Origin of the sequence: Streptomyces sp. NBC_00726, assembly GCF_045161735.1 — a bacterium.
GTDB lineage: Bacteria > Actinomycetota > Actinomycetes > Streptomycetales > Streptomycetaceae > Streptomyces.
Genome location: NZ_CP108983.1, coordinates 2,582,147 through 2,596,168 on the forward strand (window position 1 = coordinate 2,582,147; position 14,022 = coordinate 2,596,168).

The 14,022-nt window shown below is 71.4% G+C and carries 10 protein-coding genes and 1 pseudogene; 5 read left to right on the forward strand and 6 right to left on the reverse strand.

The annotated features are described in order from the left end of the window. Positions 1 to 5: 5 nt before the first annotated feature. Together OG338_RS11450 and OG338_RS11455 are read right to left on the reverse strand one after the other, a co-directional pair. The gene (locus OG338_RS11450) at positions 6 to 2,330 is read right to left on the reverse strand and encodes a molybdopterin oxidoreductase family protein (RefSeq protein WP_405937222.1); all 2,325 of its coding nucleotides are present in this window, start codon (positions 2,328 to 2,330) and stop codon (positions 6 to 8) included. Beyond that, positions 2,327 to 3,478 (reverse strand): MFS transporter, encoded by a 1,152-nt coding sequence (locus OG338_RS11455; RefSeq protein WP_405937223.1) that lies wholly within the window; start codon positions 3,476 to 3,478, stop codon positions 2,327 to 2,329. The genes OG338_RS11450 and OG338_RS11455 overlap by 4 nt, the downstream gene beginning before the upstream one ends. A gap of 239 nt (positions 3,479 to 3,717) precedes the next feature. Between OG338_RS11455 and OG338_RS11460 the strand changes: the two are divergent. Beyond that, positions 3,718 to 4,757, forward strand: a pseudogene (locus OG338_RS11460) (P1 family peptidase). A 159-nt stretch (positions 4,758 to 4,916) separates the two neighbouring features. Then, positions 4,917 to 5,672, forward strand: a complete 756-nt coding sequence (locus OG338_RS11465) for a DUF6227 family protein (protein WP_405937224.1) — start codon at positions 4,917 to 4,919, stop codon at positions 5,670 to 5,672. An 87-nt stretch (positions 5,673 to 5,759) separates the two neighbouring features. Here the strand turns inward: OG338_RS11465 and OG338_RS11470 are convergent, their stop codons facing one another. Then, the gene (locus OG338_RS11470) at positions 5,760 to 7,280 is read right to left on the reverse strand and encodes an MFS transporter (protein ID WP_405937225.1); all 1,521 of its coding nucleotides are present in this window, start codon (positions 7,278 to 7,280) and stop codon (positions 5,760 to 5,762) included. A gap of 62 nt (positions 7,281 to 7,342) precedes the next feature. Here OG338_RS11470 and OG338_RS11475 point away from each other — a divergent pair, with 62 nt between their 5' ends. Next, positions 7,343 to 8,311 carry a helix-turn-helix transcriptional regulator gene (locus OG338_RS11475; protein WP_405937226.1) on the forward strand — a complete coding sequence of 323 codons (969 nt, stop codon included), beginning with the start codon at positions 7,343 to 7,345 and terminating at the stop codon, positions 8,309 to 8,311. A 110-nt stretch (positions 8,312 to 8,421) separates the two neighbouring features. Here the strand turns inward: OG338_RS11475 and OG338_RS11480 are convergent, their stop codons facing one another. Then, entirely contained in the window at positions 8,422 to 9,420 is a 999-nt protein-coding gene (locus OG338_RS11480) for an RNA polymerase sigma factor RpoD/SigA (protein WP_405937227.1), read from the reverse strand. 378 nt (positions 9,421 to 9,798) lie between these two features. Between OG338_RS11480 and OG338_RS11485 the strand changes: the two genes are divergently transcribed. Next, complete coding sequence (locus OG338_RS11485) at positions 9,799 to 10,845, forward strand: questin oxidase family protein (protein WP_405937228.1); 1,047 nt, start codon at positions 9,799 to 9,801, stop codon at positions 10,843 to 10,845. Positions 10,846 to 10,871: 26 nt separating this feature from the next. Here OG338_RS11485 and OG338_RS11490 read toward each other — a convergent pair whose 3' ends face one another. Then, positions 10,872 to 11,654, reverse strand: a complete 783-nt coding sequence (locus OG338_RS11490; RefSeq protein ID WP_405937229.1) for a dioxygenase — start codon at positions 11,652 to 11,654, stop codon at positions 10,872 to 10,874. 135 nt (positions 11,655 to 11,789) lie between these two features. Here OG338_RS11490 and OG338_RS11495 point away from each other — a divergent pair, with 135 nt between their 5' ends. After that, the gene (locus OG338_RS11495; protein ID WP_328900676.1) at positions 11,790 to 12,302 is read left to right on the forward strand and encodes a MarR family transcriptional regulator; all 513 of its coding nucleotides are present in this window, start codon (positions 11,790 to 11,792) and stop codon (positions 12,300 to 12,302) included. A gap of 99 nt (positions 12,303 to 12,401) precedes the next feature. Here OG338_RS11495 and OG338_RS11500 read toward each other — a convergent pair whose 3' ends face one another. Then, positions 12,402 to 13,952 (reverse strand): MFS transporter, encoded by a 1,551-nt coding sequence (locus OG338_RS11500; protein WP_405937230.1) that lies wholly within the window; start codon positions 13,950 to 13,952, stop codon positions 12,402 to 12,404. Positions 13,953 to 14,022 lie beyond the last annotated feature (70 nt).

Here is a 14,022-nt window from a genome sequence, read left to right on the forward strand (position 1 = left end):
GGGCATCAGCTCCTCTCCGAGGTGCCGCGGCCCTGCGAGGAGGTGGGCGGCAGCGGGTCGGTGCGGGAGACCTGGGCCTCCGGGTAGGCGACCTGGCCGGGGGCGACCGGGGGTGCGGGGACCTCGTCGATCCGCTCGGCGTGCTCGATGCGGCAGGCGCACACCTTGTACTCGGGGATCTTGGAGCGGGGGTCGAGGGCGTCGATGGTGAGCGCGTTGGCGGCGGTGGGGACCGGCCAGTGGTACGGGATGAAGACGGTGTCGGGGCGGATCGCCTCGGTGACCAGGGCGGGGAAGACCTCGCTGCCGCGCCGGGTGACGACGCGGACCGGTTCACCGTTGCGGAAGCCGTGGGAGGGGTGGACCTCGGCCCAGGGGCGGGGGGTCTGCTCGACCAGGCCGCCGAGTCTGCGGGTCTGGTTGCCGGAGAGGAAGTGGGCGACGGTGCGTCCGGTGGTGAGCGTCATGGGGTGCTCGTCGTCGTACGGGTCCGTCGGCGGGTGCCACTCGACCACTTGGAGGTGGATCCTGCCGTCGGGGTGGTAGGTCCTGCCGTCCTCGAAGAGCCGGGGCGTTCCGGGGTGGTCGGTGGACGGGCAGGGCCAGGCGATGCCGCCGGTCTCCTCCAGCCGTTCGTAGGTGATGCCGTAGTAGTCGTTGACGGTGCCGGCGGAGGCGATCCGCAGCTCGTCGAAGACCTGGCGGGAGTTATCGAAGGCGAACTTGTCGCCGGCGCCGAGCCGGCGGGCGAGTTCACACATGACCCAGGTGTCCGTCCGGACGCCCGGGGGCGGGTCCTGGGCCTTGTTGTGCTTGACCACCCGGGCTTCGGCGTTGGCCATGACGCCGTCGTCCTCGGCCCAGGTGGTGACGGGGAAGACGACGTGCGCGTTGGCGGCGGTCTCGGAAAGGAAGAAGTCGAATTGAGCGTGGAACTCTGTGGCGTCGTACCCCTCCTTGACCACCTTGTAGTTGGGCAGGGAGACGAAGGGGTTGTTGCAGATGCCGATCAGGCCGCGGATCTCGCGGCGTTGCATCTGCCAGACCATTTCCATCATCGAGGTTCCGGCGGGCGGGAGTTCGGACTCCTCGATGCCCCAGATCTCGCAGATCTGCCGGCGGTGCTCGTCGTTGTTGATGGAGCGTCCGCCGGGAAGGAGGTCGGATTTCTGGCCGTGTTCGCGGCCGCCCTGTCCGTTGCCCTGGCCGGTGATGGTGCCGTAGCCGGCGCCGGGTTTGCCGATGTGGCCGGTGGCGGTGCAGAGGTTGATCACGGTGAGGCAGTTCTCGACGCCCTGCGAGTGGTGTTCGATGCCCCGGGCGTGCCAGGCCATGGCCTTGGGGGCGCGGGCGAAGGTGCGGGCGACCTGGACGATCTGTTCGGCGGGGATGCCGCAGATCTCGGCGGCGCGGGTCGGCGGGTATTCGGCGGTCTTGGCCTTGACCTCCTCCCAGCCGGTGGCGTGGGCGGCGAGATACGCCTCGTCGGTGAGGCCCTCCGCGATGACGACGTTCAGCACGGAGTTGAAGAACGCCGAGTCGGTGCCGGGCTTCAGGGCGACGTGGATGTCGGCGGTCCGGGCGATGGCCGTCTCGCGGGGGTCGACCACGATGAGGCTGGCGCCGCGGTCCCGGGCTCCCCACACGTACTGGGTCATGACGGGGAAGCACTCGCCGACGTTGGAGCCGGCGATGAGCAGGCAGTCGGTGAGGAGGATGTCGGAGAAGGGGTTGCCGGCCCGGTCGATGTTGAAGGCGAGCTTGTTGGCACCGGCCGCGCTGACCATGCAGAGCCGGCCGTTGTAGTCGACGTGCCGGGTCTTGAGGGCGACCCGGGCGAACTTGCCGACCAGATAGGTCTTCTCGGAGAACAGGCTCGCTCCGCCGAGCAGCCCGAAGGCGTCGTTCCCGTGGGTCTGCTGGATGCGCCGGATCTCGGCGACGGTGAAGTCGAGCGCCTCGTCCCAGGAGACCTCGCGGAAGTCCTCGTCGCGGGAGCGGCGCATCAGGGGGGCGGTGAGCCGGTCGGGGTGGTTGATCTGCTGGTAGGCGTTGATGCCCTTGGGGCACAGGCGCATGCGGTTGATGTCGTGGTTGCGGGGTTCGACGCCGAAGACCTTGCCGCCGCGGTCGACGCGCAGATACATGCCGCACTGGACGCCGCAGAAGCAGCAGTGGGTGGGGACGAGGGTCTCGCCGTTCTGGTCGGCGTGCCACCGGTCGGCGGGGATGCCGCCCGCGTCGCGGAAGGCGCGGGTGCCGGGTGGGGCGAGGGAGGGATCGATGGGAACGACCGCATGCGGTTCGGGCGTTCGCGAGTCCGCGGTCAATTGAAGCCCTTCTTCACCTGGGAGAGATAGGCGCTGCCTCGCAGCACCCGTTTGCAGCGCGGGCAGTATTCGGCCCACTCGTCGAAGCCGAGGCTCAGGTCGCGCATGGTGCCGCGGAGGTTGTCGACGTACGGGGTGGTGTCGATGGGTTCCTCGCAGCGGCGGCAGGCGAAGACCTCTTCGTCCTGCCGGCCGGTGTACTTGAACAGCTGCATGCCGACGGCGGCGGGGCGCTGGACGATGTGGAAGAACTTCCCGAACGGGATGTAGATGAGAGTGAAGACCACCGCGACCATGTGGAGGATCGCCAGGAACTCGTAGCCGCCGCCGTGCAGGAAGATCGAGGAGAAGGTGAGCAGCAGCCCGGTCACCGAGATGACGATGAGCGCGATCAGCGGCACCAGGTCGTAGGCGAACCGCTGGCCGGTGATGGCGGCCCGGTCCTTCATCCGCCGCCACAGGAAGTAGGAGGCGCCGGGGATGACGAGGACGGCGGCGATGTCCAGGCCGTGGAACATCAGCCAGCCGAGGAAGTCGAGGGAGTCGAACCCGAGGATCTTGAAGCCCCAGATACGCATCTCGTAGCCGGGTCCGGAGCCGGTGCCCGAGGTGAAGGTGAACCAGCCCCAGGTCAGCGGGAAGGTGATCAGCGCGGCGAGGATGCAGCCCCAGAAGATCAGCTGGTGAGCGGCCCAGCGGGCGTGCGAGCGGGCACCGAGGAACTTCTGGAAGCCGAGGTAGGTGGCGATCATCTTCGGCAGCGCGGTGGGGGCGCGGCGGAAGTTGGCCATCGAGAAGAGGCTCCCCCAGCCCTTCTTGAAGAGCCGCTCGGCGCCGGGGGCGGAGACCCACACGGTGTACCGGTACGCGACGCCGAAGGCCAGGAACACGGTGGCCACGGCGTACGGCAGCAGTGCGGAGTCGAAGTGCTCCAGGAACCGGCTGCCGAGCACGATGGCCACGACGAGCAGAAGGGAGACGATGACACCCGCCGCGGTCGCCCGCGCGGTGACGGACCGGGGAACGAGCCCCCCGGCCCGCCCGGACCCGCCCGACGCCGGCGCACCGCCGCCCCCGTCGACGGCTCCGGTACGACCCCCGGGGGCGGGCTGCGCGGCTGCGCCTGCGGCTTCAGGTGGCTCGGTCACGGTGCCACGGTAGGGCGATGTGGAGTGGTTGGTCCTGTTTTATGGGGCCAGAGGGTGAGCGCGTCGCGGGGGTGAGCGCGTGGGGGGGCGGGTGGAGGTGGGGAGGGAGGGGTGGGGGCTGGGGGGCGGGGGGGGAAGCCCCCCAGGCGTAAGGCCCCTTCGGCGGTACGTTGGCCGTCCGTCCGTCCCTCCACCCCGCCCGCCCCGCCCCCGCCCCGCCCCGCCCCAAGGAGCCCCCGATGCCCCGTCAGGACGCGCTCACCGACGTTCACGGCCTGCGGGTCGGTCACGCTCACGTACCCGGGAAGGGCGCGCTCAGCGGGACCACCGTGGTGCTCGCGCCCGAGGGCGGGGTCGTCGCCGCTGTCGATGTGCGTGGGGGCGGGCCGGGGACGCGGGAGACGGACGCCCTGGATCCGCGCAATCTGGTCCAGCGGATCGACGCGGTCGTGCTCACCGGGGGCAGTGCGTACGGGCTCGACGCGGCGTCCGGGGTGATGGCCTGGCTGGAGGAGCGGGGGCGCGGGGTGCGGGTGGGGGCCGGTCCGGGGCAGGTGGTCCCCGTGGTCCCGGCGGCCTGTGTGTTCGATCTGGGGCGGGGCGGCGACTGGCGGGCCAGGCCGGACGCGGCGACGGGCCGGGCGGCCGTGGCGGACGCCGCCCGGGCGGCGGAGGGTGCGGCGGTCGCCGAGGGGTGTGTCGGCGCGGGCACGGGGTGGCCGGGCAGCTCAAGGGCGGGGTGGGGACCGCGAGCGTGCTGCTGCCGTCCGGGGTCACCGTCGGCGCGCTCGTCGTGGTCAACGCGGCGGGCTCGGTGCTCGATCCCCGTACGGGGGTGCTGTTCGGGGAGTACGGCGGCGAGGAACCGGCCGTCGCCCCGCCGGCCGAGATCCACGAGGCGGCGCGACGGCGCCTGGCGCGGGCGCACGGCACGGATGCGCGCCCCCCGCTCAACACCACGCTCACCGTCGTCGCCACCGACGCCGCCCTCACCCGGGCCCAGGCGCAGAAGCTGGCGGGCACCGCGCACGACGGGCTGGCCCGCGCCATCCGGCCGGTGCACCTGATGACGGACGGGGACACCGTGTTCGCGCTCGCCACCGGCCGGCGGGACCTGGACGCGGCGGACCCGGTCGTGTTCAACCCGGTGCTCGCGGCGGGTGCGGAGGTGGTGGCCCGGGCCATCGTGAAGGCAGTCCGGGCGGCGAAGGGCGTCCGGGGCCGCGACGGCGGGGGCGCCTTCCCCTCGTACAGCGACCTCTACGGGCCACTCGCGTAACAGGGAAGAGGTCCCCGCCCGCGTGCGGAAGTCCGGGGCACGCGTGCGGAACCTTCCGTGCGCCCCGTGCGTTTTTCTGAACCCCGGTCCGATGTCAGCCCCAGGGGCTACGTTATGCACGCACCAAGTCACACGCGGCGACGGCCTGGAGACAGCACCTTGAGCGATCCGTACGAGACGACCGAGCGGCACGTCGAGCGAATCCTGCGTCGGGCCCTCAATTCGTTCGACCTCCCCGACAGCACGGTGGAGCGGCTGGGCTCCGCGCTGGCCCACAGCAGCACCCTGTACTCGTCGCACCACAGCGCCACCCTGCACCGCGAGACCTGCCGGCATACGTATCTGCTGAGCGACGGCTCCGCGCTGACCCTGTGGGAGCTGGTGCACAGCGGTCCGCGCGGGGACGGCCACCCCGACACCCGGCAGCACGAGCTGTACGACGACGAGGCCGACGCCCATATCGCCGCCGCCCGGCTGACCGGCAGCCTGTGGGACGTCCCCGACTTCCGCGACGACGAGGGCACCCAGGCCGACCTGGAGCTCATGTCGGCGCTGCTGGCCGCGCCCCCGGCCCCGCTCCCCCGGATGTACGCGCCGGACAATTCCGCGGACCACGCCCGCCGTGTGCTGCGCCGCGCGGAGAACGGCGACGTGCCCGGCGAGGAGACCGCCCGGCTGCTGCGGGCCGCCTTCGCGCACCACATCACGCAGGTCTTCGGCCGCCAGTGCCGCGTGGACGGCCGGGACGCCGGCTTCACGCTGTACGAGCACGCGTTCCTGCTCCTCGACGGCAGCGAAACGAGCCTGTGGGAGGTCGAGCACACGGCGACCCCGGACGGCCGCCACATGTGCGAGGTGTACGGCGACGAGGCCACGGCGCGCTGCGCGATGGAAGCCCGTACGCGCATCTGCTGACGGGCCGCCCACCGCGCACGAAGCCGCGGTGCCCGCGTCCCTCAGGGGGACGCGGGCACCGGTGACTCCGCTTCGTACGCCTTCGGCTCAGTGCGTGAGCACCGGCTCCCCGGCGGGCGCCTCCGCCGCCGGCTCGTCCTCCGCCGCGCCCTCGACGTGCTGCTTCGGCCTGGCCGGCAGGGCGAACATCACCACGAAGATCAGCAGCAGCACTCCGGCCACCCACCACAGCGACTGCTCGAAGGCGTCCGCGAAGGCCGGGCCCACCTGCTCGGGGGTGAGCCGGTCGCCGATCGCCCCGTAGAAGACGACCGAGACCAGTCCGAGGCCCAGCGCGTTGCCCATCTGCTGGACGGTGTTGAACAGGCCGGAGGCGGACCCGGAGTGCTCCTTGGGGACCTCGGACAGCACCGCGTCGGCCAGCGGGGCCACGATCAAGCCCATGCCGACGCCCATGACGACCAGGGGCAGCGCCATCTGCCAGGACGTGATGTCCATGCCGTAGTGGTGCGACTCCCCGATGTAGAGCAGCAGCCCGGCGGCCATGAGCAGGGCGCCCGTCTGGAGGACCTTGCGGCCGAAGCGGGGCACCAGCTTCTGTACGGAGAGGCCGGCGGCCACCGAGACGGAGATGGAGAACGGGACACCGGTCAGGCCGGCCCGCAGCGCGCTCCAGCCGAGGCCCATCTGCATGTACAGCGTCCAGACCAGGAAGAAGATGCCGAGCCCGATGCCGAAGGTCAGCTGCACGGCGATCCCGGCGGCGAAGCTCCGTACCCGGAACAGCGACAGTTCGATCAGCGGCGACCCGTCCCGGCCGGCCTTGGCGCGCTCGAACAGCACGAGGACGAGGAAGACGAGGACGCTCCCGGCCATCGACAGGTATCCCCACAGCGGCCAGCCCAGCTCGCGGCCCCGGGTCAGCGGGTAGATCAGCATCAGCATGCCGAGCGTGACGAGCACGACGCCGACCAGGTCGAGACGGAGTGCCTTGGGCGACTTGGACTCGGTGATGAACTTGCTGCCCAGGACCAGGCCGAGGATGCCGACGGGCAGGTTGATCAGGAAGATCGGGCGCCATTCGAGACCGGCGATGTTCCACTCGGTCAGCAGCGCGCCCAGCAGCGGCCCGGAGACCGCGCCGAGGCCGACGATCGCGCCGAACAGGCCGAAGACCTTGCCACGCTCGTGGGCGGGGAAGGTGGCGTGCACGATCGACAGCACCTGCGGCACCATCAGGGCCGCCGTGGCGCCCTGGAGGAAGCGGGAGGCGACCAGCATCTCCGGGTTCGCGGCGAATCCGCAGAGCGCGGAGGCGAGGGTGAAGCCTCCTATGCCGACGAGGAAGAGCCGCTTGCGGCCGTAGATGTCACCGAGCCGGCCGCCGGTGATGAGCCCGGCGGCGAAGGCCAGGGCGTAGCCGGCGACGATCCACTGGATCGAGCTGAACGAGGCGCCGGTGTCCTGCTTGATGCTGGGAATGGCGATGTTGACGATCGTGACGTCGACCAGGTCCATGAAGGCGGCGGTCATCACGATGGCCAGGGCGAACCACCGGCGGCGGTCCGAGGGTGCCGTGGGAGACGGCAGTGGTGCGGAGGAAGTCATGGAAAGAACTTAAACAGCCAATAGGCCAGATCATGACCCAATGGGCGCGCATCCTGGGTGGCATGACCGATACCCCGGCACGACTGCTGAATCTGCTGTCACTGCTCCAGACGCCGCGCGAGTGGCCGGGCAGCGAGCTCGCCGAGCGGCTCGATGTCAGCCCGCGCACGATCCGCCGCGACATCGACCGCCTGCGTGACCTCGGCTATCCGGTCGAGGCTTCGCGCGGTTCGGTCGGCGGCTACCGCCTCGTCGCGGGCACCGCCATGCCGCCGCTGCTGCTTGACGACGAGGAGGCGGTGGCCATCGCGGTGGGCCTGCGGGCCGGTGCCGGCCACGCCATCGAGGGCGTGGACGAGGCGTCCGTACGGGCGCTGGCCAAGCTGGAGCAGGTGCTGCCGTCCCGGCTGCGGCACCGGGTGTCCACCCTCCAGAACGCGACGGTCCCGCTGGCCCGGGGCGACGGTTCGACCATCGATCCGCAGACCCTGACCGTGATGGCGTCGGCGGTCACCGGCCGGGAGCGGCTGCGCTTCGCGTACCGGGCGGGTGACGGCGCGGAGACCCGGCGCCAGGTGGAGCCGTACCGGCTGGTGAGCACCGGGTGGCGCTGGTATCTGGTGGCGTACGACCTGGGGCGCGAGGCGTGGCGCACCTTCCGGGTCGACCGGGTCAGCGAGCCGTTCGCGACCGGGGCCCGGTTCACGCCGAGGGAGCTGCCGGAGGGGGACGCGGCGGAGTTCCTGTCCAGCTCGATGGCGCGCCGGCAGCCGGAGATCGAGGTGGAGGTGAGCTTCGCGGCGCCGCCGGAGTTCGTGGCGTCGCGGCTGCACGGGCGGATGGGGCCGCTGGAGCCGGAGGGCGAGGGCGGCTGCCGGCTGCGGGCGGTGCTGCGGGACCAGCTGGAGTGGGTGGCGGTGCGGCTGGCGATGGTGGACTGCGAGTTCACCGTGCACGGGCCGCCGCGGCTGGTGGCGTATGTGGCGGAGCTGGGCGGCCGGCTCAGCCGCGCGGGGTCCGGCGGGGCGTAGGGAAGCCACGCGCGAAAGAATGAGCCCCGGCGCCAGGGGGGGGTGGGCGCCGGGACTCAGCTCAGGGGGCCTGGTGAAGCGGCCCAATTCGGAGGTTACTGGACTCGGGCTCAGGCCGCAGCGTCAAAGCCCGTGTCGTGAGCCATTCGCTTCAATTCGAGGAGCGCGTGCTTCTCGATCTGGCGGATGCGCTCGCGGGTGAGGCCGTGCTGCTTGCCGACCTCGGTGAGGGTGCGCTCGCGGCCGTCCTCGATTCCGTACCGCATGCGGATGATCGACGCGGTGCGGTTGTCGAGCTTGCCGATCAGCTCCTCCAGCTCCTCGCTGCGCAGCAGTGTGAGGACGGACTGCTCGGGCGAGATGGCGGAGGTGTCCTCCAGGAGGTCGCCGAACTGGGTGTCGCCCTCGTCGTCCACGGACATGTTGAGGCTGACCGGGTCGCGGGCCCAGTCCAGGACGTCGCCGACGCGCTCCGGGGTGGAGCCCAGCTCGGCGGCTATCTCGGCGTGCTCCGGGTCGCGGCCGTTCTCCCGGTTGAACTCGCGCTGCACCCGGCGGATGCGGCCCAGCTCCTCCACCAGGTGGACGGGGAGCCGGATCGTGCGCGACTGGTCGGCTATGGAACGGGTGATGGCCTGGCGGATCCACCACGTGGCGTACGTGGAGAACTTGAAGCCCTTGGCGTAGTCGAACTTCTCGACCGCGCGCACCAGGCCCGCGTTGCCCTCCTGGATCAGGTCGAGCAGGGGGAGTCCGGCACGCGGATAGCGGCGGGCGACGGCGACGACGAGACGGAGGTTGGAGCGGATGAACACATCCTTGGCGCGCTCGCCCTCGGCGACCAGCGCCTCCAGCTCCTCGCGCGAGGCGCCGCCCGCGTCGCTCTCCACCTGGCCTTCGAGGATCTGGTGTGCGTAGACACCGGCCTCGACCGCCTGGGAGAGGTCGACCTCCTTGGCGGCGTCGAGCAGCGGTGTACGCGCTATCTCGTCCAGATACATGCCGACCAGGTCGCGATCGGCGATCTCTCCGCCCACGGCGCGAACACTGCTCGCCCGGTTGGTCCCGCCGGTGGCGGACGAACGACGGGCGACGGCACGGGTTGCCATGCGTGCTCCCTTACTGAGTAGGTCGCGACACCCTCTCGGGTGCCCTGCATCCGATGGAAACAACGACTGGAATCCGGACAGAATTCCCATGCCTGGCATTCAATTTCGAGATCATGCAGTACCCTGTCCCGCCACCGGGGCGGGCGCATGCCGTTGCCGGGCACGTCCGCGCAGGTCAGGCCGGGTACCCAGGTCGTTGCGGGGCCCCTCGCCGCCCCCGTACCCCGGAAGACGCCGGCTACGGGCCGCCGGTTGCCCGGACCCGCGTCCCGGTCCCGGGTGCCCGGACCCCCCGGTCCGGGGTCCTAGGACCCATGCCCGGGACCTTGGGACCGCAGTCCGTTACCGGGCGCGCACCGGGTGCATAGCGTCGCTGACATGAACGAGACGACGCACCGCACCGCCCCCGACACCACCGGCACCCTCGACGAGGCCCTGGAGCGGCTGCACTCCTCCGGCCCCGAGCGCGACGGCTGGCTGTCCAATCACGCGCCGATGGCCGTGGAGGCCCTGGTCCGCAACGGCCAGGCGGCCACCGTGCACCGCTGGCTCGACCACTACCGGGCGAAACTGGAGGACATGCCGGACCGTTTCGCCGAGGTCACCCCGGGGAACTGGCGGGAGGCCCTGGGCGACCCCCGCCGCATCGCCGACTGGGCGGTGTACTTCGAGCGGGAGACCGCCGACCGCCCCTGGCGCGACGTGCTCGCCGAGTGGTGGCCCCGGCTGCTCCCGGGCATCGCGGGCGGCTCCACGCACCCGGTGATCCGGGTCGGCCACGGTGTGCGCACCCTGTTGACGACCGAGGAGACCGGGCCCCGGGTCAAGGAGCTGGCCCACGCGCTCGGCTACTGGGCGGCCCGCCACCAGCCGCTGCCCCCGCTGGCCCCGCTCGCCCCGGTCCGGACCGCGGGCGAGGCGCTGGCCGCCGTGGACCGGGTGCCCGACCAGAGCGGCGGCATCCGGGGGCGGCTGGCGCAGCTCACGGGGTTCCCGCAGTGGCAGGGCGCGGCCGTGACCGGTGCGGACGAGGCGCGGGCCGGTCTTGAGGAGCTGGTGGGGGCGGCCGTCCACCGCTACGCGGAGTACGGGCACGGTTCGCCGGTGATGCTGGTGCACGCGGCGACGGCGCCCAACGCCATACTGCGGGCGCTGCCGGCGCTGCCGCGTGAGCTGTGGGCGCCGAGCGTGGGGGCCGCGTGGGCGGCGAGCGCGGCGGTGACCGCCGCCTACTCCCCCGCCGAGGCCGCCGGGCTCCCGGCCGGGTACGGGGCGTCGCTCACGGCCGACGAGGTGTTCGAGCGGGCGGCGGCGCACGGCGACGACCACACCATCAAGTTCACGGACACCGCGCTGGATGTGGGCGACGCGCCGGCCCTGGCGGCGGCGCTGCGCTCGGTGGAGCTGAACCCGCCGGTGCTGTAGCGGCGCCCTTCCCCGTAACAGCATTCCTATCCGTACTGCACCGAGCGCTTCGCAAGCCCCATCCAGAAGCCGTCGATCACGCTGCGCCCCTGGCCGAGCTCCTGTTCGGCGGCGCCGAGGGTGACGAAGAGCGGGGCGAAGTGTTCGGTGCGCGGGTGTGCCAGGCGGCCTGCCGGGGACTTGTGCTCGAAGTCCAGGAGCGCGTCGATGTCCTGCGCCTGGAGTGCGCGGTGTCCCCAGTCGTCGAACTCCGCCGACCAGCCGGGGACGCCGCCGCCGGTGTGGCGCAGGGCGGCGAGGTTGTGCGTGAAGAAGCCGCTGCCGATGATCAGGACGCCCTCGTCGCGCAGCGGCGCCAGCTTGCGCCCGATGTCCATCAGTTTCTGCGGGTCGAGTGTCGGCAGGGAGATCTGGAGTACGGGGATGTCGGCGGCCGGGAACATCTCGACGAGCGGGACGTACGCGCCGTGGTCGAGGCCGCGGTCCGGGGTGTCCTGGACCGGCGTACCGGCGCCGCGCAGCAGTTTGCGGACGCTCTCGGCGAGCTGAGGGGCGCCCGGGGCGGCGTATGTGACCTGGTAGTAGTGCTCGGGGAAGCCCCAGAAGTCGTACACCAGCGGCAGTGTCTCGGTGGCGCCGAGCGCGAGCGGGGCCTCCTCCCAGTGCGCGGACACCATGAGGACGGCGGTGGGGCGCGGGAGCTCGGCCGACCAGGCGGCGAGTTCGCCGGGCCAGACGGGGTCGTCGGCGAGCGGCGGGGCTCCGTGGGAGAGGTAGAGGGCGGGCATGCGCTCCGAGGTGATGGTCATGACACTCCCCAACTGCTGCTACTCAAGGTAATTCTTCTGTAGAGGGCTTCGACAGGAAGGATTCTTTAATCTTCAAGCTCCTACCTTCAGAGACCTTAGCTCTATCTAGTTCAACTTTCAAGAAAAGGTCGTACAGTGGAGTACATGACCACGGCATCAACCGGTGCGCCGCTCTGGCTCACCGACGAAGAACAATGCGTCTGGCGCGCGTATCTGCACGCCACCACGCTTCTGGAGGATCACCTCGACCGCCAGTTGCAGGCCGATGCCGGCATGCCGCACATCTACTACGGCCTGCTCGTCCAGCTCTCCCAGGCGCCCCGGCACCGCATGCGGATGACCGAACTGGCCAGGAACGCCAAGATCACCCGCTCCCGCCTCTCGCACGCCGTCGCCCGGCTGGAGAAGAACGGCTGGGTGCGCCGCGAGGACTGCCCCTCCGACAAGCGCGGCCAGAACGCCGTCCTGACCGACGAGGGCCACGCGATGCTGCGCCGCTCGGCCCCCGGCCATGTGAAGGCCGTCCGCCAGGCGATGTTCGACCGCCTCACGCCCGAGCAGGTGCGCTCGCTGGGCGAGATCATGCAGGTCCTGGCCGCCGGACTCCAGCCGGAGGGCGCGGACGCCGACCTCCCCTGGCTGCGCTGAACCCCGCCGTCACGCACCTCTGCCCCGGTTCCTCCGTACGAGGGAACCGGGGCAGAGACGTATCCGCGCGGGGCGGCCGGGGTCAGCGGCGGCGACGGGTCAGTGGGCGACGACCGAGACCCGGATCTCGTCCTCGGCGCCCTCCGCACCCTCCGCGTCACCGGAAGCGGAGCCTCCGGTGCCCGCCGGGGCCGGACGGCCCGCGTTGACGAAGGTCAGCGCGATCGCGGCAGCCACCACCAGGATGCCGACGGCCCACCAGATGGCACCGGTGAAGCCGTGCACCATCGACTGAAGCTTCAGCAGCTCCGGGTTCTTCGCGCCGAGCGCGGCGTGCGAGGTGGCGTACGCCGTGGCGGCCGAGGCGGCGATCGTGTTCAGCAGGGCCGTGCCGATCGCACCGCCGACCTGCTGCGAGGTGTTGACCATCGCCGAGGCGACACCCGCGTCACGCGGCTCGACACCGTGCGTGGCCAGCGACATGGCCGGCATGAACGCCGTGCCCATGCCCAGACCCAGCAGCAGCTGGCCGGGCAGGATGACGGCCGCGTACGAGGAGTCGATGTCCAGCTGGGTCAGCAGCAGCATGCCGGCCGCGGCGGTCAGGAAGCCGGGGCCCATCAGCTTGCGGGCCGGGACCCGGGTCATCAGCCGGGCGCCGATCTGCGTGGAGCCGGTGATCATGCCCGCGATCATCGGCATGAAGGCGAAGCCGGTCTTGATCGGCGAGTAGCCCTGGACGACCTGGAGGTAGTACGTGAGGAAGAGGAACAGGCCGAACATCGCGATGACGGCCAGGCCCAGCGAGAGGTAGACGCCGCCGCGGTTGCGGTCCATCACGACGCGCAGCGGGAGCAGCGGCGACTTGACCTTCGCCTCGGTGAGGACGAAGGACAGCAGCAGGACGCCGGCGGCGACGAACGAGCCGACGGTCAGCGCGTCCGACCAGCCCGCGGACTCGGCGCGGGTGAACCCGTACACCAGCGAGACCAGACCCAGCGCGGACAGGACCACGCCCGGTATGTCGAGCGGCGAGCGGTTGCGGCTGCCGGCCGGCTCGCGGATGACGAAGTACGCACCGGCCGCGGCGACGACCGCGAACGGGATGTTGACGAAGAACGTCCAGCGCCAGTTCAGCGTCTGGGTCAGGAAACCGCCGAGGATCAGGCCGACGGCGCCACCGCCACCGGCGATCGCCCCGTAGATGCCGAACGCCTTGGCGCGCTCCTTGGCGTCGGTGAACATCACCGCGAGCAGCGAGAGCGCGGCCGGCGCGAGCAGCGCGCCGAAGACGCCCTGGAGGGCGCGGGAGCCGAACAGCATGCCCTGGTTCTGCGCCGCGCCGCCGAGCGCGGAGGCCAGCGCGAAGCCGATCAGGCCGACCACGAAGGTGCGCTTGCGGCCCCAGAGGTCGGCGATGCGCCCGCCGAAGAGCAGCAGCCCGCCGAAGGCGAGGGCGTAGGCGGTGATGACCCACTGCTTGTTGGCGTCTGTGATGCCGAGCGCGGTCTGTGCGTGCGGCAGCGCGATGTTCACGATCGTGGCGTCGAGCACCACCATCAGCTGAGCCAGCGCGATGAAGGCCAGGGCCTTCCAGCGGCTGGGGTCGGGAAGTCGGAGATCGGGTGTTTTCGACAGGGAATCTGGCATGGGAGTGGCCACCTAGGGGCGCGCGAGGGCGCGGGAGATCGCGAACCGTGCGTTCCACTGGCGCGGGCAC

What these genes read in the sequence shown, in the direction of transcription:
- OG338_RS11470 (WP_405937225.1), bottom strand. Translation starts at nt 7,280, where the DNA reads ATGACTTCCTCCGCACCACTGCCGTCTCCCACGGCACCCTCGGACCGC.
- OG338_RS11475 (WP_405937226.1), top strand. Translation starts at nt 7,343, where the DNA reads ATGACCGATACCCCGGCACGACTGCTGAATCTGCTGTCACTGCTCCAG.
- OG338_RS11480 (WP_405937227.1), bottom strand. Translation starts at nt 9,420, where the DNA reads ATGGCAACCCGTGCCGTCGCCCGTCGTTCGTCCGCCACCGGCGGGACC.
- OG338_RS11485 (WP_405937228.1), top strand. Translation starts at nt 9,799, where the DNA reads ATGAACGAGACGACGCACCGCACCGCCCCCGACACCACCGGCACCCTC.
- OG338_RS11490 (WP_405937229.1), bottom strand. Translation starts at nt 11,654, where the DNA reads ATGACCATCACCTCGGAGCGCATGCCCGCCCTCTACCTCTCCCACGGA.
- OG338_RS11500 (WP_405937230.1), bottom strand. Translation starts at nt 13,952, where the DNA reads ATGCCAGATTCCCTGTCGAAAACACCCGATCTCCGACTTCCCGACCCC.